Genomic DNA, 23,326 nt, shown 5'->3' on the forward strand with positions numbered 1-23,326 from the left:
ACGAGGCCCGCGAAGGGCCGCTTGCAGAAAAGAAAAAGCGTCCGCTGGGGCGAACGCATCATCAGGGTTAACCCTTTGATGGTAACCGGAAAGACAATTTCACCGTCTCCGCCATGGGCCCCGCGTGCCCGCGGTCACGCCACGGTTGCTTGCAGCGGAACTTCGCACCCGCACGAAAGTCATCACCCTGAATTGGTAGCGACATTTGGTAACCCGCCTCCTGTGGACGGCCCCTAGAATCCGACGGCCGGGCGCAGATCCGGCGCGGCACGCAGCGCGTGCCCACGACCGCAGGACCGCTTTCTCGGCCTGCCTTACCGACACAGGAGCGAAGGGTGCCGCGCCGTCCCGAGGGACGGCTGGCAGTGTCGACCACTCCCAGCCAGCGCAATGCGGCCAGGCACGGCCTGGGCAGCGCATTGGACTGGCGACAAGCCCATTCCGGGTCGGGATGTGATTGGTGATGAACACGGCGGGCGCCAGGCCTGCCCAGCAATGGAGGTGCCGCGTTTTGGCAGACAAAATGGACAACCCCCGGGTGAACCCCCTCAGCCATGACGGCCGCGCGCCGAGCCTGGCCTACAACAGCGCACTGGACGGACTGCGCGGCGTGGCGATCCTGCTGGTGATCCTGTCGCACGCCCATGCGCCACTGTTCGACGGCGCGTTCTACGGGGTGGACCTGTTCTTCGTGCTCAGCGGTTTCCTGATCACCTCGTTGCTGCTGCAGGAACTGCAAAGCAACGGCCGGCTGGACTACTGGCGTTTTTACCGCCGCCGCTTCTTCCGCCTGATGCCGGCGCTGGCGCTGTTCCTGGGGGCGTACTGCGTGTTCGCGCCGCTGCTGTGGCCGGACCTCACGGACGTGTATTCCGACGCGCTGGTGTCCCTGTTGTACCTGGCCGACTACGGCATCGCCTTCTTCGACAGCCCCGACACGCTGCTGCACATGTGGTCGCTGTCGGTGGAAGAGCACTTCTATCTGGTCTGGCCACCGCTCCTGGTGGTGTTGGCGCGTTTTACGCCGCGCGGCGCGCTGTGGCGCCCGGTGCTGGGACTGCTGGTGCTGGCGTGGGCCTGGCGCGTGCTGTGGGTGGCGCAGGGCCAGCAGTTCTACGAGATTTTCTTCCGCTTCGACACCCGCGCCACGGGCCTGCTGGCCGGCAGCCTGCTGGCTACGCTGCTGCACGAGCAACCCGCCTGGTTCCAGGCGCTGCGCCAGCGGCTGCACCATTTCATGTGGGTGGTGCTGGCCGTGCCGCTGCTGATGGCCCAGTCCTGGGACGACATGAACGCCATGCTCTGGGGCATGACGGTGGTGGAATGCGCCGCCCTGGTGGTACTACTGGCGGTGCAGCAGCACCGCGGCGCGCTGCACCAGATGCTGAGTGCACCGGCCCTGATGCTGGTGGGCAAGCTGTCGTACGGCATCTACCTGTGGCACTACCCCGTGGTGCGCTACCTGCGCGCCGACCTGCCGTGGCCGGCCGTGGTGGTGCTGGGCTTCCTGATCTCGGCGGCACTGGCGGCGCTGTCGTACTACACCGTGGAACGCTGGGCCATGCGCTGGCGCGATGCCCGCCCCGCCCAGCGCAAGCCGGCCCCCGTGCGGACGGCGCGGCCGGCTGCCGCACGTGGTTCGCTGGCGCTGTCGGCGCGCGGCGGACGCTGATGGCCGGGTTGGCAGCTATTATTTAAATAGCTGCCCACGCTTTCCCCACGGTGGATTTCAGAAGAAAACACTTCAGAAACCATCACAATCAAGCGCTGGCAGCTATTATTTAAGGAGCATTCCTCCTCCCTCCCCGCGCTGCCCGCGGCACGGCGCGCAGCCCGCTACACTGCGGCCTGCGCGTGCTGGCGCCCCTGCCCTGGTACAGGCGCACGGGAGCCGCGAGCGCTTTTCGTCTCCGCCCCTCTTTTCACCGCTCCACCGCCAACCCTTTGACGCACCGCCCATGTCCACGGTCTTCAACTTCACCTTCGTTCCCTGGTTCAGGTCCGTGGCGCCGTACATCCACAAGTTCCGGCACCAGACCTTCGTGGTGGGCCTGACGGGTGAGGCCATCGCCGCGGGCAAGCTGCAGAGCATCGTGCAGGACCTGGCGATGATCCAGGCCATGGGCGTGAAGATCGTGTTGGTGCATGGCTTTCGCCCGCAGGTCAACGAACAGCTGCACGCCAAGGGGCACGCCCCGCGCTACTCGCACGGCATGCGCGTGACCGATTCCGTGGCGCTGGACTGCGCCCAGGAGGCCGCGGGCCAGCTGCGCTATGAGATCGAGGCCGCCTTCAGCCAGGGCCTGCCCAACACGCCCATGGCGGGCTCGCGCGTGCGCGTGATCTCGGGCAACTTCCTGACGGCACGACCCGTGGGCATCGTCGATGGCGTAGATTTCCAGCACTCCGGCCTGGTGCGCAAGGTGGACGTCGAGGGCATTCGCCGCACGCTGGAGTCCGATGCCATGGTGCTCATCTCGCCCTTCGGCTTCTCGCCCACGGGCGAGGCTTTCAACCTGGCCATGGAGGAAGTCGCCACACGCGTGGCCACCGAGCTCAAGGCAGACAAGCTGCTGTTCCTGACCGAAGTGCCGGGCATCCGCATCCAGCCGCTGGAACCCGAAGCCGAGGACAACCCCATCGACACCGAACTTCCCCTGGCCGCAGCGCGCCAGCTGCTGGCCCAGTTGCCGCCCGCGCAGCAGCCGACCGACGTGGGCTTTTACCTGCAGCATTGCGTGACGGCCTGCGAGCACGGCGTGGAGCGCAGCCACATCCTGCCGTTCGCGGTGGACGGCGCGCTGCTGCTGGAGATCTACGTGCACGACGGCATCGGCACCATGGTCATCGACGAAAAGCTGGAAGAGCTGCGCGAAGCCACCATCGACGATGTGGGCGGCATCATCCAGCTCATCGAGCCGTTCGAGCGCGACGGCACGCTGGTCAAGCGCGACCGCACCGAGATCGAGCGCGACATCGCCGCCTACACCGTGATCGAGCACGACGGCGTGATCTTCGGCTGCGCCGCGCTCTACCCCTACCCGGAGGCCGGCACGGCCGAGATGGCCGCCGTCACCGTGTCCCCGCAAAGCCAGGGCACCGGCGACGGCGAGAAGCTGCTCAAGCGCATCGAGCAGCGCGCGCGCATGCTGGGCCTGTCCAGCATCTTTGTGCTGACCACGCGCACCATGCACTGGTTCATCAAGCGGGGCTTTTCGCCCGTGGACCCAGACTGGCTGCCCGACGCACGCAAGCGCAAGTACAACTGGGACCGCAAGAGCCAGGTGCTGGTCAAGAAGCTCTGAGCCAAGCTGTGGCGAGCCGCCCTACCTGCGCGATGGCCACGTCGCGCTGCGCGGGCGCGACCGGGCACTCGGCCAGGTAGCAGGCCACCACGGCCGGCGCGCCCTGCCCCGGCGCTGGCCGCACCACGCCCACGTCGTTGGCCGTGCCCTCGGCGGTGCCGGTCTTTTCCCCGACCCGCCAGCCGGGCGGCATGCCGGCGCGCAAGCGCTTGTCGCCCGTAAGGTTGCCCAGCAGCCAAGCCTGCAGTTGCGCGCGCGATGGCGGCGCCAGCGCCTCGCCCATTACCAGCATTTGCACGGTGCACAGCATGGTCAGCGGCGTGGTCGTGTCGCGCACTTCGCCGGGCGGCACGTCGTTCAGCGCGGGTTCTGTGCGGTCCAGGCGCGTGTGTGTGTCGCCCAGCCCCCGAAGCCACGCCGTCAGGCCCGCCCTGCCGGCGCAGCAGCAGGTTGGCCGCGGTGTTGTCGCTCAGCACCATGGTGGCTTCGCACAGCTCGGCCACCGTCATGCCCTCCCGGTCTGCATGCGGCTCGGTCCGCGGCGAATATTCCACCAGGTCGCCTCGGCCGAAACCCACGCGCGCGTCCAGGCTCTTGCGCTCCGCGTCCGGCAGTACTGGCTATTCCGTCTCAAGTCGCGCCCGCCCACAGCGGCGCTGCAGGCGTTCCGCGCCTGGCTGCTGCGCGAGACAACACCGGGCGGCTGACGCGGCCCCGCCGCACACAGGGCCTATGGCGCGGCTAAAAACAATGCCATGGACGTTGGACGGGGCCGTCGATTCCGGCTGGCTGCCTGATGCCACACCGTGCCGGAGCTCGCATTCAGGGAGAACTCAAGCGCTGAAGCTCAAGTTTTGTATTCGACGAGGATCTCACGGTAATGCGTGGTGCCGGCATTCTTGGCGCTGTGCTTGGCAGGGATCTTGACGCCCTTGCAAATCTCAGACATCACCTCGATAAACCCGTCCTCCACCTTCAGTGAATAGACCGCCCCGGTAGGGACCTCCAGAGTCCCCAGATCGTTTCCATGCTCATCGAACACCTGCAGATCCGTCCCCTGGATGGAATACCACACGTATGAATGCTCATGCGTATGGATCGGGGTCTGCTCACCTGGCTTCAACTCGAAGTTCCACACGATCACCTTGTCGTTTTCGAAAAGTTTCTCACTACCAACACCGGCCATGTTTGTCTCCTTGGATTGGGGTTGAAAAGCTTGACGCGCTAAATAAGCTGCGGCCAGAAGGTGTGTCTATTAGCATTCACCAATCTGACTATACAAGTGTAGACAGTTACCCAAAAACAGACAACGTGATGAAGTTCTGGTTTTCACGGATGCATAGAAAAGTCACGCGGGTTCCTGGTACCGCTGTTGTTCGTCTTAGGCCCCTCGGCTCGCACAGCCATAGTGTCCCGACTACCTGGCCATGGATGCGGGCAACGGCTTCGCCCAGCCAGCCTGGCAGGCGGCCTACCCGGCGCTGATGGCCAAGGCACGCGCCAACGGCATCGCACTGCTGGCCGTCCGCAATTCGCGCCACTTCGCCGCCCTGTGGCCCGACGTGGAGCCCCTGGCGCGCGACGGCTTGGTGGCGCTGGCTCTGGTCAACAGCATGGCCTGCGTGGTGCCCAGCGGCGGCACCCAGGCGCTGTTCGGTACCAACCCCACTGCCTTTGCCGCGCCGCGCGCCGGGCACGACCCGCTGGTGTTCGACCTGGCGACCAGCGCCATCGCCCCTGGCGAAGTCAGATCGCTGCGCGCCATGCCATCGCCGAGCGCTGCGAAACCCTGGCGCGCCCTGGGAGGAGCGGGCCAGACCCGCCAGCCGGGTGAGCGCCGCTACCGCCAGCGCGAACGCTTGCTGCAGGAGGGCGTGGCGCTGCCGGTCGGCACCTGGGCCGAACCGCAGCGTTTGGCAGGTCGGCGGCTTGAAGGGAAACGCCTACAGCGCTTTCCCATCAATCGCTGACAGCTATTTTTTGGTAGCGCGATCAGGCAGCCGGCCAGGCCTGCAGCGCGGCGCGCACCGCCGACGCCGTGGCGGATGACACCTCGCACATCGGCAGGCGCAGCCCGCCGCCGCACAGGCCGCGCAACTGCGCCGCGTACTTGGCCGGGCCGGGGCTGCTTTCCATGAACAGCGCGCGCGTGAGCGGCAGCAGGCGCGCGAACAGCGCACGCGCCTCGTGCAGCCGGCCGGCGTCCATGTGGGCGCACAGCGCGGCCACCTCGGCCGGCAGGACGTTGGCCAGCACCGAGATCACGCCCTGCCCGCCCAGCGCCAGGTAGGGCAGGCAGGTGAAGTCGTCGCCGCTGTACTGCGCGAAGCCCGGCGGCACGGCCTGGGCCACGTCGGCCGCGCGGGCCATGTCGCCCGTCGCATCCTTGATGCCCACGATGCGCGGGTGCCGCGCCAGCGCGGCCACGGTGCCCACCTGCAGATCGATGACGGTGCGACCGGGCACGTTGTAGAGCACCAGCGGCAGCGCGGCGGCGTCGGCCTGGGCGGTGAAGTGCGCCACCAGCCCCTGCTGCGTGGGCTTGTTGTAGTAGGGCACGACGCTGAGCAGCGAATCCGCGCCGCACTCCTGGGCAAAGCGCGCCAGCGCCACCGCCTCGGCCGTCGAATTGGCGCCCACGCCGGCCATGACGTGGGTGCGGCCCGCTGCGTGCTGCACGGCGGCGGCCAGCAGCTCGCGGTGCTCGGTGTGCGACAGCGTGGCGCATTCGCCCGTGGTGCCGGCGATGACGATGCCCGCCGTACCGGCGGCGACATGCCAGTCGATCAGGCGGCGCAGCGCCGGCAGGTCGATGCGCAGGTCTTCGGTGAAGGGCGTGAGCAGTGCCACCAGGCTGCCTCGAGGCAGGGCCGGGCGCGCGCCGGCGGCGGGCGGTGTGGGCATGGGGGTTCCGGTTGATGCTATGAAAACAGGAGCTGCCAGCGCTTTAGCTGAAATTCTTTCATCATGAAAACCATGCGAAACCTTTGCAGATCAAGCGCCAGCAGCTATGAAGTTTGATGCTCAGGCGTTGCTGCGCAGGCGCTGCAGCAGCAGCTCCAGCTCGGCCTCGTAGGCGGTGCGCGCGGCCTCCTTCACGTGGCCGTAGCCGCGCACCTTCATGGGCGCCTGGGCGATCTGCACGGCCAGTTCGTGCTGGTCGGGCCGCGCCTCCTGCAGCAGGCGCTGCACTAGGGATTCGAAGGCGTCCACCATGGCGCGCTCGTGGCGGCGCTCCTCGGTGCGGCCGAAGGGGTCGAGCGCCGTGCCGCGCAGGAATTTCAGGCGCGCCAGCACGCCGAAGGCGGGCAGCATCCAGGCGCCGAACTCGCGCTTCTTCTGGCCCAGCAAGGGCGGCGCGAGGTTGAAGGACAGGCGCGGCGCGCCCTCGAACTGCGCGGCGATCTGCGCGCGGAATGCGGGCGCGGCGTACAGGCGCGCCACCTCGTACTCGTCCTTGTAGGCCATGAGCTTGAAAAAGCTCTGCGACACGGCGCTCGTCAGCTGCTCCTGGCCGGGCCAGACACGCGCTTCGTGCGTGCGCACCGCATCCACCAGCGCCTTGAAGCGCGCGGCGTAGGCGGCGTTCTGGTAGCCGGTGAGGAAATCCACGCGCCGCTGCACGGCCTCGTCCAGGGTGGCCGCCTGCTGGCGCGGCGCCGCGCCGGCGCTGGCCGCCACGCCCTGCGGATCGACCGCATGACGGCGGCCCCAGCGGAAGGCGGCGATGTTCATCTTCACGGCCGCGCCGTTGAGCTCGATGGCGCGCTCGATGGCCTGGGCGCTCACCGGCACCAGGCCGCGCTGGTAGGCGGCGCCCAGCATGAACAGGTTGGTGGCGATGGCGTCGCCGCACAGGGCCAGCGCCAGGCGGCCCGCGTCCACCTGCTCCACGTTGCCCTCGCCCAGGGCGCGCACGATGGTCTTGACCAGCGGGTTGCCGGGGAACTGCAGGTCCGGGTTCTGCGTGAAGGCGCCCGGCATGACCTCTTGCGTGTTCACGATGGCGCGGGTGGCGCCCTTGCGCGTCATGGTCAGGGTGTTGCTGGCCGCGGCCACCACCAGGTCGCAGCCGATCAGCGCATCGGCCCCGCCGGGGGCCACGCGCACGGCGGCAATCGCCTGCGGCGTGGCGCCGAAGCGCATGTGCGTCCACACCGAGCCGCCCTTTTGCGCCAGGCCCGCCATGTCCAGCACGCCCACGCCCTTGCCCTCCAGGTGCGCGGCCATGCCCAGCAGCGCTCCGATGGTGACCACGCCCGTGCCGCCCACGCCGGTGATGATGAGGCTGTACACGCCCTGCGCCAGGTCGGGCAGCTGGGGATCGGGCAGCGGCGCGTCCAGCACCTCCTTGCCCGCGGCCACGCCCTTCTTCAGTTGGCCGCCGCGCACGGTGACGAAGCTGGGGCAAAAGCCCTTGAGGCAGGAGAAATCCTTGTTGCAAGCCGACTGGTCGATGGCGCGCTTGCGGCCGAACTCCGTCTCCACCGGCACCACGGCCACGCAGTTGGACTTGGCGCCGCAGTCGCCGCAGCCCTCGCACACGGCCTCGTTGATGACCAGGCGCATGTCGGGGTCGGGAAACTCGCCGCGCTTGCGCCGGCGGCGCTTCTCGGCGGCGCAGGTCTGGTCGTAGACCAGCACGCTGGTACCGGCCACCTCGCGCAGCTGGCGCTGCACCTCGTCCAGCTCGTCGCGGTGGTGGATGGTGACGCCCGGCGCCCAGCCGGTCACGCCGTCGTACTTGCCGGGCTCGTCCGTGACCACGGCGATGCGCGCCACGCCTTCCGCATGCACCTGCTGGGTGATGCGCACGGGGTCCAGCGGGCCGTCGTGACGCTGGCCGCCGGTCATGGCCACGGCGTCGTTGTAGAGCACCTTGAAGGTGATGTTCGTCTTGGCCGCAACGGCAGCGCGGATGGCCAGCATGCCGGAGTGGAAGTAGGTGCCGTCGCCCATGTTCTGGAACATGTGCGCGCGCTTGGAAAACGGCGCCTCGCCCACCCAGGCCATGCCCTCGGCACCCATCTGGGTGTAGCCCAGCGTGCCGCGGTCCATGCTCTGCGCCATCCACGAGCAGCCGATGCCGGCGTAACCGCGGCTGCCTTCGGGGATGCGCGTGGAGGTGTTGTGCGGGCAGCCGGCACAGAAGTAAAAACTGCGCGCCATGACGTCCACCGCGCCCAGCACGGGCTTGCGCCGCGCCAGAGCGTGGGTCACGTCCAGCAGCGCCGGGTCGATCTCGGCCAGGCGGTGGCCCAGCACCTGGGCGATCATGGCGGCGTCCAGCGCCATCTCCACGCGCAGCAGCTTGGCGCCGCGCTCGTCCTTCTTGCCGATGACCTGCGGGGCGCCCTCCTGGCCGTAGAGGATGTCCTTGAGCTGCGCCTCCAGCAGCGAGCGCTTTTCCTCGATGACGATGACCTTGTCCAGGCCCAGCGCGAACTCGGCGATGCCGCGGGGCTCCAGCGGCCAGACCATGCCGACCTTGTAGACCACCAGACCCAGCGCCTGTGCGCGCGCCTCGTCGATACCCAGATCGGCAAGGGCCTGGCGCAGGTCCAGCCAGCTCTTGCCCGAGGTGACGATGCCGATGCGCGCGCCCTCGCGCCGCCCGAACGCCACGCGGTCGATGCGGTTGGCCTGCGCGAAGGCCTGCACCGCCGCCAGCTTGTGGTTGACCAGACGGAATTCCTGCGCGTGCGGGGTGTCGGGCAGGCGGATGTTCAGACCGTCCGCCGGCGCGTCCGGCAGCTCGGGCAGCGTAAAGGCCGGGCCGGCCTCGTCCACCTCCACCGAGCCCGAGGCATCGGCCGTGTCCTTGATGCACTTCATGCCCACCCAGCAGCCCGAGTAGCGCGACAGCGCCCAGCCGTAAAGGCCGTACTCGATCAGCTCCGGCACGCCCGCGGGCGAGAGGATGGGCATCTGCGCGTCCACCAGCGCGAACTCGCTCTGGTGGCAGGTGGTGGACGATTCGCAGGTGTGGTCGTCGCCCATCAGCACCAGCACGCCGCCGTTCCTCGAGCTGCCCGCCAGGTTGCCGTGGCGGAAGGCGTCGCCCGAGCGGTCCACGCCCGGCCCCTTGCCGTACCAGATGGAGAACACGCCGTCGAAGCGCCCTTCCCCGCCAATCTCGGCCATCTGGCTGCCCCAGACGGCCGTGGCGGCCAGATCCTCGTTCACGCCGGGCACGAACACCACGTCATGCGCCTGCAGGTGTTTGCGCGCCTTGACCAGCTGATCATCGAAGGTGCCCAGGGGCGAGCCCCGGTAGCCGGTGATATAGCCGGCGGTGTTGAGGCCTGCCGCGCGGTCGCGGCGCTTTTGCATCATGGGCAGGCGCACCAGGGCCTGCACGCCGGTCAGATAGACCGTGCCCTGCGTGGCGGTGTACTTGTCTTCCAGGCCCACGGCCCGCAGGCTGCTGCCGACGCTCAGATCGCTCATCCCGAATATCTCCTTGCCTGTAATAGGTTGGCCAGCCCGGCCCGCGCGGCTTCAAGGTCACTGCCCCGCACCGGAACCAGTCTTTACACAAAGTGTAGACACTTATGAAGACATAAGTCAATAAAATAGCGTCTCCTATGTGGAACACGTTCTGCCGCCGGCAATGCAAGGCCTAGAATGAGTTTCACCCAACCTTTTTTTATGTCCCGGCGCAGCGCTTGCGGCGGGCCTACTGCTTCATTAGCACCCATGGCCGTCAAGAAGAAAACCAGCAAAGAAGGCACGCACGTGCCCCAGACACGCGACGCCAGCAGCGTGGAGCGCCTGTACCTGGAGCTGCGCGAGCGCGCCATGAACTACGACTTCCGCCCCGGCGCGCGCATCAACGAGCAGGCGCTGGGCCGCGAGTTCGACATCAGCCGCCCGCCGCTGCGCGAGGCGCTGAACCGCCTGGTGGCCGAGGGCTTCCTCGACTTCGTGATGAACAAGGGTTTCTTTCGCAAGGCCATCAGCGTGGAGGAGCTGTACAACCTCTACCAGGTGCGCATCGCGCTGGAGCGCCGCGCCCTCTTCCTGGCCGTGCACAACGCCACCGACGCCGAGATTGACAGCCTGCGCAGCTATTGGGAGGGCGTGATGGCCGAGGCCTCGGGCATGTCCATCGGTGACCTGCTGCTGGCCGACGAGGAGTTCCACCGCCGCCTCACGGCCCTGTCGCACAACCGCGAGCTGAGCCAGTTCCTGGAGCAGGTCACCCGCCGCATCCACGTGGCCCGCCACATCGACCTGGAGCAGTCGGACTGGAACACGCGCGCCTTCAACGCCCACGCCCAGCTACTGGACCTGCTGCAGGCCCGCAAGCTGGAGCCAGCACTGCTGGCACTGACCGAGCACATTGACCTCAGCCTCAAGCGCGCCGTGCAGATCACCAAGGAAATGGTGGCCAAGTTCTTCCTGCACGATCAGGCCTGGACCTCCCGCCCCGCGGCGGCCGCCCCTGAGCTATCAGCAGACCTTCCCACCCATAAAGAGAAAAAGGCCCCTCCGCGTAAAGCGGCCCCCAGAACCGCGAAAGGCACGACGCCTTGAACGGCGGCGCTGCCACCCGGTACTGCTGGGCATAATCGCGGCCATGAACTGGCCACGCCTCCCGCTCACACTGCGCACCTGGGTGCTGGGCTGGTTCCTGGCGTCGCTGGGCGTGGCCGTCGCCTCGCCGCTGGTGCATCCACAGTCCCTGCAGCTGGTGTGCTCGGCCTCGGGCGCGGTGATGCTGATGGTCCAGGCGGACGACGACAGTGTGGGCGCCCTGGGCGCGTCCGGTATGGACTGCCCCTTGTGCGCGCCCGCAGGCGCACCGCCCGCCCCCGAAACCGCGTTGGTCGAGCCGCCTCCACCTTTGGCCCATGCGCTGCAACCCATCGAGGCGGCGCGCATTGCCGCGGCCACCGCCGCGCCGCTGCCGGCGCGCGGCCCTCCCTCGACTCTCTGACCCTGCCGGGCCGCAAGGAGCCTGCTGGCTCCCCAAGCGGCCCTTGCCACGCCCACGCACTGGGTGTGCCTTGCCGCACGAGACAGCACCACCCCCCGCACACCACTGGGGCGGCGCGCTGCACTCGTCGGCCGTTCTTCCGCAGAGACCGAGAGAGTTTTCACGCATGTTCCGTATCGACATACGCCAGAGCGCCGGCGCGTTCACCTTGGCCGCGCTGGCCGGTGCCGCCTCCGCCCAATCCGCCGACCCGCTGACGCCCACCCTGCCCACCGTGGAGGTAAGCGACGCCACCCAGGCCCCCCGGCCTGCTGCCGCTGGACACGCCGGTGGAGACCGGCAGCCGCCTGGGCCTGACCCCGCGCGAGACGCCCGCCAGCGTCACCGTGGTGGACCACAGCACCATCGAAGCGCGCGGCGCCCAGAACACGCAAGAGGCCTTGCGCGCCATCGCCGGCGTGACGGCACATGATGCGCCGGGCAACATCGGCGTGAGCTACCGGGGCTTCAGCAGCGGCTCCATCGCCCAGCTGTTCAACGGCATCAACGTGCAGTACTCGATCGCCGCGCGGCCCGTGGACAGCTGGATCTACGACCGCGTGGAGGCCATCGGCGGGCCGTCGAGCTTCCTGTTCGGCTCCGGTGCGGTCGGCGGGTCGATCAACTACCTCACCAAGACACCCGAGCGCTCGGACTTTGCCGAAGGGCAGGTGCGCGTGGGAGCCTACGGCCTCAAGGAGGTCTCACTGGGACTGAACCGGCGCCTGGGCGTCAGCGATGACACGCCCGCGCGCCACCATGCGCGCCTGGACTTCAACCACCGCGATGCCGGCAGCTGGGTGCGCGGCACCGAAACGCGCGCCACCCAGCTGGCGGCTTCGCTGCTGTCCGATCTGGGCGGCGGCGCGACACATCTGCTGGCCTACGAATGGCAGCATGAGCATGTGGACCGCCCCTACTGGGGCACGCCGCTGCGCACGCCTGCGGTGGGCCGGCTGGGTGTGGACCCTGGCACGCGCTTTCAGAACTACAACAGCACGGACGGCCTGTACGCCCAGCGCGTGCAGTGGCTGCGCTCGGTCACCCAATGGCAGGCCACGCCCACGCTGCAGCTCACCAACACGCTGTACGCCTACGACGCGCTGCGCGACTACCGCAACGTGGAAACCTACCGCTTCAATGCCGCCAACACGCAGGTGGCGCGCAGTGGCGTCCTCCTGCAACGCCACGACCACCAGGCGGTCGGCGAACGCCTGGAGGGCCGCCAACAGGGCACGCTGCTGGGCCGGCGCAGCGACTGGGCCTTCGGCCTGGACGTGAACGTGAACCGGCAAACGCGCTTTCCCAACAGCCTGTCCGGCACGGTGAACACCACCGATCCGTATGACCCGGTGGTGGAGCGCTTCTTCGACATTCCCGGCATGGCCCCGGGCTTCCACGCCGATCGCACCAACAAGGCGACCACCGCCGCCGTGTACCTGGAGAACCGCAAGGCCCTCGTGCCCACGCTGCACCTGGTGACGGCGCTGCGGCACGAGCGCATCTCGCTGGACCTGACCAACCGCCGCGCCGTGACGGCCGCCCTGCCCGCCACGTTCAGCCGCAGCTACCAGCCGACGACGGGGCGCATGGGCCTGGTGTGGGACATCGTGCCCGGTGCCAACCTCTACGCCCAGTACGCGACGGCGGCCGACCCGCCGTCGGGCGTCCTGTCCACCGCCTCGTTCGCGGACGTGATCAACAACAGCCGCCTCACAAGCGGCCGCCAGGCCGAGGTGGGCGGCAAGCTCGACTTCTGGGACGGCAAGGGCACTGCCACGCTGGCGCTCTACACGATCACACGCAGCAACATCGCCACGCAGGACCCCGACCGTCCCGGCGTGACCGTGCTCGTGGGCGAGCAGTCGGCGCGCGGCGCCGAGATCGCCGTGGGCCTGCGCCCGTCGCCGCGCTGGCAGGTGCAGGCCAACCTCACGCATGTGGATGCGCAGTACGAGCAGTTCGTGCAGGGCGGCGTGTCGCTGGCGGGCAAGACCCCCACGAACACCCCGGCGACGGTGGCCAACCTCTGGCTGGCGTACGCGCTCACGCCCACGCTGCAGGCCAGCGCGGGCGTGCGCCACGTGGGCAAGGTATATGCCGACGCCGCCAACACCCAATGGTGGCCTTCCTACACGCTGCTGGACCTGGGCCTGGCGTGGAAGCTGAACCCCACGACCACCCTCTCGGGCCGCGTGCGCAATGCCACCGACCGCGTATATGCGGCCAACGTAGGCAGCCAGGCCTACCTCGGCGCGCCGCGCACGCTGGACGTAGCGCTGCACGTGGCTTTCTGAAGCACGGGGTACGCAAGCCATGTCGCACCTCAAACGCTGGATGTTCCTCGCCCACCGCTGGCTGGGTGTGGCGCTGTGCGCCTTCTTCGCCATGTGGTTCGTCTCCGGCGTGGTGATGATGTACGTGGGCTATCCCAAGCTCACGCCCGCCGAGCGGCTGATGCACCTGCCGCCGCTGCGCGGCGCCGCCGTGGCGCTGGAGCCCGACCAGGCCCTGGCCGCCGCCGGGCTGCAGGGCCCGCTGCGCGACCTGCGGCTGGCCGTGGCCAGCGGTGAGCGGGCGGTGTACCTGGCCACGCCCCAGCCGTCCAAGGCCGCCCCGCCCGGCGACGCACGCCCGCGCGGCGCCCCGGTGGTGATCGACGCCCGCACCGGCGCCGTGCTCACGGCCGTTGACGCGCCACGGGCATTGGCCAGCGCTGCAGCCTACGCGCAGGGTCCGGCCCATGCCGTTCACGAAGGCACGCTGCAGGAAGACGCCTTCACCCACTCCCGCGCGCTGGACATGCACCGGCCCCTGCACCGCGTGCGCCTGGGCGATGCACACGACACGGTGCTCTACATCTCCGGCACGACCGGCGAGGTGGTGCGCGATGCCGCACGCACCGAGCGCCAATGGAACTACGCGGGCGCGTGGCTGCACTGGCTGTACCCGCTGCGCGGCGGCCTGGTGGACCGCTACTGGGCGGACATCGTCAATGCGCTGTCGCTGCTGGGTATCGCCGCAGTGGTCACAGGCGGCGTGATCGGCATCCTTCGCTGGCGCTTCGCGGGCACCTACCGCAGCGGCCGGCGTACGCCGTTCCCGTCCGCATGGGCGCGCTGGCACCACGTGGCGGGCCTGCTGTTCATGGTCGTCACGCTCGCCTGGATCTTCAGCGGCCTGATGTCCATGAACCCCTGGCGCATCTTCGACAGCGACGCACCCGCTCTGCGCACCAACGCCATGCACGGCGGGCCCCTGCAGCTGCCGCACGCAGGCGCACCCGTGGCCGCCCTGCTGCAGGCTGCGCCCACCGACACGCGCGAACTGCGCTGGACGCGCACCGCCGGCCATACGCTGGTGCAGGCGTTGCCCGCCTCTGGCCCGCCCACGGTGCTGGACGCGCATACCGCCCTGCCCCACGCATGGCAGCCGGGAGAGCTGGAAGCCGCCGCCGCCCGGCTGGTCGATGCGCCACTGCTGCGCACCGACACCCTGCGCGCGTACGACGCCTACTACTACACGCGGGATGCCCACACCATGACCGGCGGCACCGACAAACCGCTGCCCGTGCTGCGTTTGGTGTTCGGCGACCCGCACGCCAGCTGGGTGCACCTGGACCCACACACGGGCGCCGTGCTGGGTCGGCTGGACCGGCACCGCCGCACCTCGCGCTGGCTGTTCGGCCTGCTGCACAGCTGGGACTGGCTGCCGCTGCTGCAGCGCCGGCCGTTGTGGGACGTGCTGCTGGTGGCGCTGAGTGTGGGCGGCACGGTGATCAGCCTGAGCGGCATCGTGCTGGGCTGGCGGCGCGTACGGCGCAAGCTGGGCTGGCGCACACCTGCCGCACCCCAGGCCCCGATGCGGTGATGGGCAGCGCTGCATACTCGGGCGCATGTCCGCCACGTCTGCCCTGCCCGTTCTGTATTCGTTTCGCCGCTGCCCCTATGCCATCCGCGCGCGCATGGCGCTGGCGGTGAGCGGCCAGCGCTGCGAACTGCGCGAAGTGGTGCTGCGCGACAAGCCGGCGGCGCTGCTGGCCGTATCGCCCCAGGCCACGGTGCCCGTGCTGGTGCTGCCGGGGCAAGTGCTGGAGCACAGCCTGGACATCATGCGATGGGCCTTGGCGGCCCATGACCCGCACGGCTGGCTCAACCCCGGCCGGGGCGAGCTGGACGCCATGCTGGAGCTCATCGCGCAGTGCGATGGTCCGTTCAAGCGGGCGCTGGACCGTTGCAAGTACCCCAACCGCTACCCCGACGCCAGCCCGGTGGACGAACGGGCCGCCGCCCATGCCTGGCTGCGGGTGCTGGAACAGCGCCTGGCCTTGGAGCCGGGCGGGCACCTCTTCGGCCCGCGCGCCGCCTTGGCCGACATGGCCATCGCGCCCTTCGTGCGCCAGTTCGCCGGCATCGACGACGCGCAGTGGCAGGCCGCACCCTGGCCGCACCTGCGCGCATGGCTGGTGCGCTGGCAGCGGTCGCCGCTGTTGCTGGGCGTCATGCACAAGTACGAGGCCTGGAAGCCCGGCGCGCCGCCCGTGGTCTTCCCACCCACAACCGCGTGAGATGGGTTGGAGACGGGGTGAAGACGAGGTGAAGCGCCGCGGGGCGCCCGAAGGCGCCCCGCGAGAGGTCAAAAAAGACGCGTAGTTATGCCCGGGCCAGCGTGTCCGGCGCGCCGCGCCCGCCGCGCACCAACAGCACCAGCAGCAGCACGGCAAACACCAAGAACCAGACAAACGACCAGTTGGCGATGGAGCCGCCGAGGAACGTCCAGTCCACTGCCGTGCAGTCGCCCGAGCCGCGGAAGATCATGGGAATGGCGCGGCTGATGGGATAGTTCTCGATCATTCCGTAGAAGTCGCGCCCGCAGGTGGCGATCTCGGGCGGATACCACTGCAGCCAGCTCTGGCGCGCCGCCACGAAGGCGCCGAATCCAGCCGCTACCAGGGCCAGCACGCTCCATGTCATCCACCAGCCTTTTTGGCCTCTAGCGCTTGCCAGTCCTGCGAAGACCGCTACACCTATGAGAGCATAGCGCTGCACGATGCACATCGGGCAAGGCTCCAGTCCCACCACATGCTGCAGGTACATGCCAAAGGCCAGCATGGCCACGCAGGCGGCACTGATCAGCGCCAGGATGCGGCGCGGGGCGGTATCAATCCAGTTCAACAACACTTTTTGTTTTCCTTGCAGGGAGCGGCCTCCACATCCGCTCCCTTGGCAGGCAGCGGCGCTCAGATGCCGGCGGCTTCGTCCAGAAACACCTTGGCGCGCCGCGGTGTCACCACCAGCGTCTCGCCCTCACGCAGCCCCATCTCGTGGAATTGCTGCGCCGGAATCTGCGCTTCGATCAACGCGTCCGAGGGCGCATTGTCCGCCGATTGGGTATCGCCCTCGGGGATTAGTTCCAGCCGCGCGATCGGCCCCACCACGATGGCGCGCGCCAACTGCACCACGATGCCGCGCGGGCGCCCGTGCGCGTCCAGCGCCTGGCCGGGGGAATAGCGCTCCACGTCCAGGTCGTGCGGGCGCACGTAGGCGAACGCGCGCGCATCGTCGGCGTGCTGGGCCTCGGGGCTTTCCAGCTGCATGCCGTCGTCCAGGTACACCCGGCCGTCGTTGGCGCGGCCCTTGAACAGGTTCACGTCGCCCAAAAAGCCATAGACGAAGGGGCTGGCAGGGTTGTCCCACACCTGCTGGGGCGTGCCCTGCTGCTCGATGCGTCCCTGGTTGATGACGACCACGCGGTCGGCCACTTCCAGCGCCTCCTCCTGGTCGTGCGTGACGAAGATGCTGGTCACGTGCAGTTCGTCGTGCAGGCGGCGCAGCCAACGGCGCAGCTCCTTGCGCACCTTGGCGTCCAGCGCGCCGAAGGGCTCGTCCAGCAGCAGCACCTTGGGCTCCACGGCCAGCGCGCGCGCCAGGGCGATACGCTGGCGCTGCCCGCCCGAAAGCTGGGAGGGATAGCGGTCGGCGATCCAGTCCAGCTGCACGAGCTTGAGCAGGCTCATCACCTTCTCCTTGATCTGCGCTTCGGACGGCCGCTCCTTGCGCGGCTTCATGCGCAGGCCAAAGGCCACGTTGTCGAACACCGTCATGTGCCGAAACAGCGCGTAGTGCTGGAACACGAAGCCTACGCCGCGCTCGCGCACGTGCACGTCGGTCGTGTCCTCGCCGCTGAAGTGGATGCTGCCCACGTCGGGGGTCTCCAGCCCCGCGATGATGCGCAAGAGCGTGGTCTTGCCGCAGCCCGAGGGGCCCAGGAGCGCGATGAGTTCGCCCGACTGGATGTCCAGGCTGACGTCGCGCAGCGCCTGGAAGTCGCCGAACTGCTTGCTGACGTTGCGGATTTCAATGCTCATGTGTTCATCCTTCAGCGCGGCGCGCCGGGCGCGGGCGCAGGCCGCTCGGGCGGCAGCGCGGCCGCGGCCTTCATTTCCTGTTCGCTCTTCCACTCGGCCACCGACTTGATGACCAGCGTGACCAATGCCAGCAGCGCCAGCAGCGAGGCGGCTGCGAACGCGGCCACCGATTGGTATTCGTTGTAGAGGATCTCCACGTGCAGCGGGATGGTGTTGGTCTGGCCGCGGATGTGGCCCGACACCACCGACACCGCGCCGAACTCGCCCATCGCCCGGGCATTGCACAGGATCACGCCGTACAGCAGGCCCCACTTGATGTTGGGCAGCGTCACGTGCCAGAAGGTCTGCCAGCCGCTCGCGCCCAGCACCACCGCCGCCTGCTCCTCGTCGTTGCCCTGCGCCTGCATCAGCGGGATCAGTTCACGCGCGATGAACGGAAAGGTGACGAACACGGTGGCCAGCACGATGCCCGGCACGGCGAAGATGATCTTGATGTCGTGCGCCGCCAGCCAGGGTCCCAGCCAGCCGTTGGCGCCGAACACCAGCACGTACATCAGGCCCGCCACCACGGGCGAGATGGAGAACGGCAGGTCGATCAGCGTGGTCAAGAAGGCCTTGCCCTTGAACTCGTACTTGGCGATGCACCACGCCGCGGCGATGCCGAACACCAGATTCAGCGGCACGGCGATCACGGCCGTGAGCAGCGTGAGCTGGATGGCGGACCAGGCGTCGGGCTCGCGCAGGCCTTCCAGGTAGGCATCCACGCCCTTGCGCAGCGCCTCGGTGAACACGGCGGCCAGCGGCAACACCAGGAACAGCAGCAGGAACACCATGGCAAGGCCAATCAGCGTCCACTGGATCCAGCGCGCCTCGGTCGTTCCGGCCTGCGCGCGCCGCACGGTACGGGTGTTCGCGGCGCTCATGCGGGTGCTCCTGCGTGGCGGCGCTGCCAGGCCTGCAAGGCGTTGATGACCAGCAGAAGGACGAAAGAGATCACCAGCATCACCACCGCCACGGCAGTGGCGCCTGCGTAGTCGTACTGCTCCAGCTTGCCGATGATGATCAGCGGCGTGATTTCAGACACCATGGGCATGTTGCCGGCGATGAAGATGACGGAGCCGTACTCGCCCACGGCACGCGCGAACGCCATGGCAAAGCCGGTGAGCAGCGCGGGCATGATGGCCGGCAGGATCACGTGGCGAAAGATCTGCCAACGCGTGGCGCCCAGGCTGGTGGCCGCTTCTTCCAACTCCTTCTCGCTGTCTTCCAGCACCGGTTGCACCGTGCGCACCACGAACGGCAGGCCGATGAAAATCAGCGCAATCACAATGCCGTTGGGGTTGAATGCGAGCTGGATGCCCAGCGGCTCCAGGTACTGCCCCACCCAGCCATTGCCCGCGAGCAGTGCGGTGAGCGAAATACCGGCGACCGCCGTAGGCAGCGCGAACGGCAGGTCCACCAGCGCATCCACGATCTTCTTGCCCGGGAACTTGTAGCGCACCAGCACCCAGGCGATGAGCAGGCCGAACACCAAGTTCACGCAGGCGGCGATGAACGAGGCACCGAACGTGAGGCGGTACGACGCCAGCACGCGCGGCGACGCCACCGCTTCCCAGAACTGCGGCCAGGTCATGGTGAACGTCTTGAGCAGCAGCGCCAGCAGCGGGATCAGCACGATGATGCTCAGGTAAAACAGCGTGTAGCCCAGCGTGAGGCCAAAGCCGGGCAATACCCTCTTGGCTCGCCTGGGGGCGCTTTTCTTGCCACTCATATGGAGTTATCCGTTATTCGCCGCCGGTCAAAAGCCGGTGCGGCCCACGCCCGCAGGCACCGCGCTTGCATGCGCGGGCACCGCCACCCTACCCGGGCAGTCAGGCCGGGGTGAAGGCGCCAGGCGGCTCAGGGGCGTGTTCACTGCTTACTTGCCAGGCGTGTAGAGCTTGTCGAACTGACCGCCGTCGTTGAAGTGCACCTTCTGCGCCTCGGTCAGCGAGCCAAAGTACTTGGCCACCGTGAACTGCTGGATGGGCTTGAACAGGCCGGCATGCTTCTTGAGCACCGCCTCGGAGCGCGGGCGGATCGCGTGCTTGGCGGCGATCTCCTGCGCTTCATCCGAGTACAGGTAGTCGAGGTAGGCCTTGGCCAGCTCGCCCGTGCCCTTCTTGGCGACCGTGCGCTCCACGATGGCCACGGGGTTCTCGGCCGTCACGCTCACCGAGGGATAGACCGCGTCCACCTTGCCCTTGCCGAACTCACGCTCCACCGACACCACCTCCGACTCGAACGTGATCAGCACGTCCCCAATGTTGCGCTGCAGGAAGGTGGCCGTGGCATCACGCCCACCCTTGGCCAGCACGGGCACGTTCTTGTAGAGCTTGCCCACGAACTCGGCCGCCTGCGCGTCGCTGCCGCCCTTCTCGCGCACCGAGCCCCAGGCGCCCAGGTAGGCGTAACGGCCGTTGCCACCGGTCTTGGGGTTCACCACCACCACCTTCACATCGGGGCGGATCAGGTCGTTCCAGTCCTTGATGTTCTTGGGATTGCCGTGGCGCACCAGGAACAGCATGGTGGAGGTGGTGGGCGATGCGTCATGCGGGAATTTCTTGGCCCAGTCCTTGGCCACCACGCCGTTGTCCGCGAGGAACTGCACGTCGGTGGTGGTGTTGAAGGTGACCACGTCGGCGGCCAGGCCATCGTTCACGGCGCGCGCCTGGGCGCTGGAGCCGCCATGGGCCTGGTCTACCTTGATGTCCACGCCCTTGGTTTTCTTGTAGTGGGCGATGAAGGCCTGGTTGTAGTCCTTGTAGAACTCGCGCGCCACGTCATAGGAGACGTTCAGCAGCGCATTGGCCTGGGCCGAGGCCAGCCCGCTGGCCGCCAGGGCCAGCGTGGCGAGAAGGGTCTTGAGCTTGGTTGCCGGGGTCATGGGAGCGCCTCCACGTTGCAGGAAATCATGCATTGTGGAGAGCGCAGGTTAAAACTCAAAAGAATATATTTTTGTAAATTTATCCACAGATGAGCATATGCAATGCCATCTGGCACACAGGCTCCCGGCACCGCCATGGAAAGTCAAATGGGTCTCTAGCCCTTATGCGATAAGCGCTACCAGCTATCAAAAGCAAAGCGCCCTTACATCGCCCCCCACTGGGGATCAAGCCGCACCGCCCATGCATCCCGCGCTCTTGCGTACACCACGCGCCGCCGCATCAGCGGGGCAGTGCCGCGCCGGCCGTGGCCGTGTCGCCCCGCTCACAGACCGCGGCGGAATGGCCGGGCACGGTTTCACCCAGAAAGTCCAGGAAGCTGCGCACCGCCGGCGACAAGCCGCGCCGCGACGCAAACACCGCATGCACCACGCTGCGCGGCTGCGTCCACTGGGGCAGCAGGTGCACCAGCCGGCCCTCCTGCAATTCGGACATGCACATGTAGTCCGGCATCCAGCACAGGCCCGTGCCCGCCAACGCGGCGAATTTGAGCGTCAGAAGGTCGTCGGCCACGTAGCGCGGCGTGAAGTGCACGGTTTCCTCGCGCCCCTCGGGGCCGATCAGGCGCAGGCTGGCGCGCCCGTCGGCCGCGGACATGGCCAGCGTGTCCAGCAGCGCCAGGTCGCGCAGCGAGGTGGGCGTGCCCTGGCGCCGCAGTTGCTCGGGGCTGGCCACCAGCAGCAGGCGCACCTCGTCCAGGCGCTTGACCACCATGCTGCCGCTGTCCTCCAGCGTGGGGCGCACGCGCAGCGCCACGTCCACGCCCTCTTCCACCACGTTCACCACGCGGTTGGTGACCTGCATCTCCAGGCGCACCTGGGGATGGCGCTGCAGGAACTGCGGCATCAGCTCGGCCACCACCGTCTGCGCCAGCGTCACCGGGCAGGTCACGCGCACGGTGCCGCGCGGTTCGGTCTGTACCTGGTCCACCGTGTCCTGCGCTGCCTGGGCCGAATCGCGCATGGCCTGGCAATGGCGCAGGTAGGCCTCGCCCACCTCGGTGAGCGACAGCGTGCGCGTGGTGCGCTGCAGCAGGCGCACGCCCAGGCGCGCTTCCAGCTCGGCCACGCGGCGCGACAGGCGCGACTTCGGGATCCCCAGCGCCCGGCCCGCCGCGGCAAAGCCGCCGCGCTCGGCCACCTCGGCGAAATAAAGCATGTCGTTCAGATCCTGCATCGCGCGCCTTTCGTTCCAAATTCAGAACAATCTATCGCATCACCGCCTGCTTATCAAACATTCGGTCCAAAACGACAATCTATCCATCGCCCCATTGCGGGTTTGTCCCTATCCCCAGGAGATTTCCATGCAACTGCTGCACATCGATTCCGCCATCACCGGTGAACAGTCCGTCTCGCGCCAGCTCACGGCGCAGATCGTCGAGGCCTGGAAGGCCAGCCATCCCGCCACCCAGGTGAGCTACCTGGACCTGGTGGCCGACGCGCCTGCGCACTTCACGATGGATGCGATGGCACCGCGCACCGGCCAGACCGACGGCCTGAGCGAGGCGCAGCAGCGCGAGAACGCCGTGTCCGAGCGGCTGGTGAGCCAATTCCTGGCGGCCGACGTGGTGGTGATCGGCGCACCGTTCTACAACTTCGCCATCCCCACGCAGCTCAAGGCCTGGATCGACCGCATCGCCCAACCCGGCCGCACCTTCCAGTACACCGCCAACGGCCCCGAGGGCCTGGCCAAGGGCAAGACGGTGATCGTGGCGTCGAGCCGCGGCGGCGTGTATTCCACCAGCGAAGGCGGCCGCGCCATGGAGCACCAGGAAAGCTACCTGCAGACCGTGCTGGGCTTCTTCGGTGTGACCGACGTGCGCTTCGTGCGCGCCGAGGGTGTGGCCATGGGTGGCGATGCCAAGGCCCAGGCCCTGGCCGCCGCCGCCCAGGCGATCGAGGCCCACGTAAAGGCCCATGCCGCCAACCAGGACCGCGTCAGCCAGGCCGCCTGACCAGCCCCGGCGCCCCGCCAAACAAAACCCGCCTCCGGCCATGCCGGGGCGGGTTTTTTCATATCAAAATGGGCTCTAGCCCTTGATAGTCAAGCGCAAACAGCTATCTAATCGATAGCAACTGTCAGCCGTTGTGGCGCTTGACCCAGGCGATGTACCGGTCCATCCAGCGCTGCAAGAAGTCCTTGCTGCCCTCGCCGATGGTGCCGTCTTCGTTGAACAGGCCGTCCTTGGCATGGATGAATGCCTCGGGCTGGCCCAGTGTGGGCATGTCCAGGTAGGCCAGCACATTGCGCAGATGCTGCTGCGCCATCGCCGTGCCCATGGCGCCGATGGACACCCCGATCACACCCGCGGGCTTGCCCGCCCAGGCGCTCTGGCCATAGGGGCGCGATGCGTTGTCGAGGGCGTTCTTGAGCACGCCGGGGATGGAGCGGTTGTATTCCGCCGTGACGAACAGCACGCCCTGCGACCCGGCGATCTCCTTCTTGAGCCGTTGCACGGACTCGGCCTGCTGGCCGTCGTCGTCCTGGTTGTACAGCGGCAGGTCGTCGATGCGCACCTGGTGGAATTCGCAGTCCGCGGGCGCCATGCGCGCCAGCGCATGGGCCAGCTTGCGGTTGAACGAATCCTTGCGAAGGCTGCCGACGACGACGGCAATGCGGTAGTGGCTCATACGGACCCTTTCTGGCAGAGGTAGGCGCCGCGCAGCGCCATCGCGATGGCGGGCGGCCG

General features: G+C 68.1%; 18 protein-coding genes and 2 pseudogenes. 9 read left to right on the top strand and 11 right to left on the bottom strand.

Annotation, left to right across the window (positions count from 1 at the left end; all coding sequences use genetic code 11):
• The first annotated feature begins 523 nt into the window (after window positions 1-523).
• A complete protein-coding gene (locus PCQ86_RS12570; RefSeq protein WP_103738334.1) occupies window positions 524-1,672 on the top strand; it encodes an acyltransferase family protein in 1,149 nt (382 codons plus the stop codon).
• A gap of 286 nt (window positions 1,673-1,958) precedes the next feature.
• Window positions 1,959-3,305, top strand: a complete 1,347-nt coding sequence (gene argA / locus PCQ86_RS12575; RefSeq protein WP_270173888.1) for an amino-acid N-acetyltransferase — start codon at window positions 1,959-1,961, stop codon at window positions 3,303-3,305.
• Here argA and bla read toward each other — a convergent pair.
• Window positions 3,292-3,913 (bottom strand): annotated as a pseudogene (gene bla, locus PCQ86_RS19790) (class A beta-lactamase); the annotation flags it as partial. The gene argA and the pseudogene bla sit on opposite strands and share 14 nt — an antisense overlap.
• A 239-nt stretch (window positions 3,914-4,152) precedes the next feature.
• On the bottom strand, window positions 4,153-4,491 hold the full coding sequence (locus tag PCQ86_RS12590) for a hypothetical protein (protein WP_103738332.1): 339 nt from the start codon (window positions 4,489-4,491) through the stop codon (window positions 4,153-4,155).
• Between the two features lie 241 nt (window positions 4,492-4,732).
• Between PCQ86_RS12590 and PCQ86_RS12595 the strand changes: the two genes are divergently transcribed.
• Window positions 4,733-5,275 (top strand): Ldh family oxidoreductase, encoded by a 543-nt coding sequence (locus tag PCQ86_RS12595; protein WP_270173889.1) that lies wholly within the window; start codon window positions 4,733-4,735, stop codon window positions 5,273-5,275.
• Between the two features lie 22 nt (window positions 5,276-5,297).
• Here PCQ86_RS12595 and dapA read toward each other — a convergent pair whose 3' ends face one another.
• Window positions 5,298-6,209, bottom strand: coding sequence for a 4-hydroxy-tetrahydrodipicolinate synthase (dapA, locus tag PCQ86_RS12600; RefSeq protein ID WP_270173890.1), 912 nt, complete (start codon window positions 6,207-6,209; stop codon window positions 5,298-5,300).
• 120 nt (window positions 6,210-6,329) lie between these two features.
• A complete protein-coding gene (locus PCQ86_RS12605) occupies window positions 6,330-9,755 on the bottom strand; it encodes an indolepyruvate ferredoxin oxidoreductase family protein (protein WP_270173891.1) in 3,426 nt (1,141 codons plus the stop codon).
• Between the two features lie 249 nt (window positions 9,756-10,004).
• Here PCQ86_RS12605 and PCQ86_RS12610 point away from each other — a divergent pair, with 249 nt between their 5' ends.
• The 5 genes and pseudogenes from PCQ86_RS12610 to PCQ86_RS12630 all read left to right on the top strand — a co-directional run bounded on the left by PCQ86_RS12610 (window position 10,005) and on the right by PCQ86_RS12630 (window position 15,853).
• Window positions 10,005-10,844 (top strand): GntR family transcriptional regulator, encoded by an 840-nt coding sequence (locus PCQ86_RS12610; protein WP_270173892.1) that lies wholly within the window; start codon window positions 10,005-10,007, stop codon window positions 10,842-10,844.
• A 43-nt stretch (window positions 10,845-10,887) separates the two neighbouring features.
• Complete coding sequence (locus PCQ86_RS12615) at window positions 10,888-11,247, top strand: DUF2946 family protein (protein ID WP_270173893.1); 360 nt, start codon at window positions 10,888-10,890, stop codon at window positions 11,245-11,247.
• 166 nt (window positions 11,248-11,413) lie between these two features.
• Window positions 11,414-13,583: pseudogene (locus PCQ86_RS12620) on the top strand (TonB-dependent receptor).
• A 19-nt stretch (window positions 13,584-13,602) separates the two neighbouring features.
• A complete protein-coding gene (locus tag PCQ86_RS12625) occupies window positions 13,603-15,156 on the top strand; it encodes a PepSY-associated TM helix domain-containing protein (RefSeq protein WP_270173894.1) in 1,554 nt (517 codons plus the stop codon).
• Between the two features lie 25 nt (window positions 15,157-15,181).
• Window positions 15,182-15,853, top strand: coding sequence for a glutathione S-transferase (locus PCQ86_RS12630; protein ID WP_270173895.1), 672 nt, complete (start codon window positions 15,182-15,184; stop codon window positions 15,851-15,853).
• An 85-nt stretch (window positions 15,854-15,938) separates the two neighbouring features.
• Here the strand turns inward: PCQ86_RS12630 and PCQ86_RS12635 are convergent, their stop codons facing one another.
• The 6 genes from PCQ86_RS12635 to PCQ86_RS12660 all read right to left on the bottom strand — a co-directional run bounded on the left by PCQ86_RS12635 (window position 15,939) and on the right by PCQ86_RS12660 (window position 21,813).
• The gene (locus PCQ86_RS12635) at window positions 15,939-16,466 is read right to left on the bottom strand and encodes a disulfide bond formation protein B (protein ID WP_172206722.1); all 528 of its coding nucleotides are present in this window, start codon (window positions 16,464-16,466) and stop codon (window positions 15,939-15,941) included.
• A gap of 59 nt (window positions 16,467-16,525) precedes the next feature.
• Complete coding sequence (locus PCQ86_RS12640; RefSeq protein ID WP_011805541.1) at window positions 16,526-17,653, bottom strand: sulfate/molybdate ABC transporter ATP-binding protein; 1,128 nt, start codon at window positions 17,651-17,653, stop codon at window positions 16,526-16,528.
• A gap of 11 nt (window positions 17,654-17,664) precedes the next feature.
• Window positions 17,665-18,576: a sulfate ABC transporter permease subunit CysW gene (gene cysW / locus PCQ86_RS12645; RefSeq protein ID WP_270173896.1), complete on the bottom strand. Its 912-nt coding sequence runs from the start codon at window positions 18,574-18,576 to the stop codon at window positions 17,665-17,667.
• Window positions 18,573-19,424: a sulfate ABC transporter permease subunit CysT gene (gene cysT, locus PCQ86_RS12650; protein WP_011805543.1), complete on the bottom strand. Its 852-nt coding sequence runs from the start codon at window positions 19,422-19,424 to the stop codon at window positions 18,573-18,575. Before cysT ends, cysW begins: the two co-directional genes overlap by 4 nt.
• 147 nt (window positions 19,425-19,571) lie before the next feature.
• Complete coding sequence (locus PCQ86_RS12655; protein ID WP_270173897.1) at window positions 19,572-20,579, bottom strand: sulfate ABC transporter substrate-binding protein; 1,008 nt, start codon at window positions 20,577-20,579, stop codon at window positions 19,572-19,574.
• A gap of 280 nt (window positions 20,580-20,859) precedes the next feature.
• Window positions 20,860-21,813, bottom strand: a complete 954-nt coding sequence (locus PCQ86_RS12660; protein ID WP_015913095.1) for a LysR family transcriptional regulator — start codon at window positions 21,811-21,813, stop codon at window positions 20,860-20,862.
• Between the two features lie 127 nt (window positions 21,814-21,940).
• Here PCQ86_RS12660 and PCQ86_RS12665 point away from each other — a divergent pair, with 127 nt between their 5' ends.
• Window positions 21,941-22,591 (top strand): FMN-dependent NADH-azoreductase, encoded by a 651-nt coding sequence (locus PCQ86_RS12665; protein WP_270173898.1) that lies wholly within the window; start codon window positions 21,941-21,943, stop codon window positions 22,589-22,591.
• Between the two features lie 124 nt (window positions 22,592-22,715).
• Here PCQ86_RS12665 and PCQ86_RS12670 read toward each other — a convergent pair whose 3' ends face one another.
• Window positions 22,716-23,267 carry an NADPH-dependent FMN reductase gene (locus PCQ86_RS12670; RefSeq protein WP_011805547.1) on the bottom strand — a complete coding sequence of 184 codons (552 nt, stop codon included), beginning with the start codon at window positions 23,265-23,267 and terminating at the stop codon, window positions 22,716-22,718.
• Between the last annotated feature and the right edge of the window lie 59 nt (window positions 23,268-23,326).

Origin of the sequence: Diaphorobacter sp. ED-3 (genome assembly GCF_027625375.1) — a bacterium.
Classification (GTDB): Bacteria; Pseudomonadota; Gammaproteobacteria; order Burkholderiales; family Burkholderiaceae_C; genus Diaphorobacter; species Diaphorobacter nitroreducens.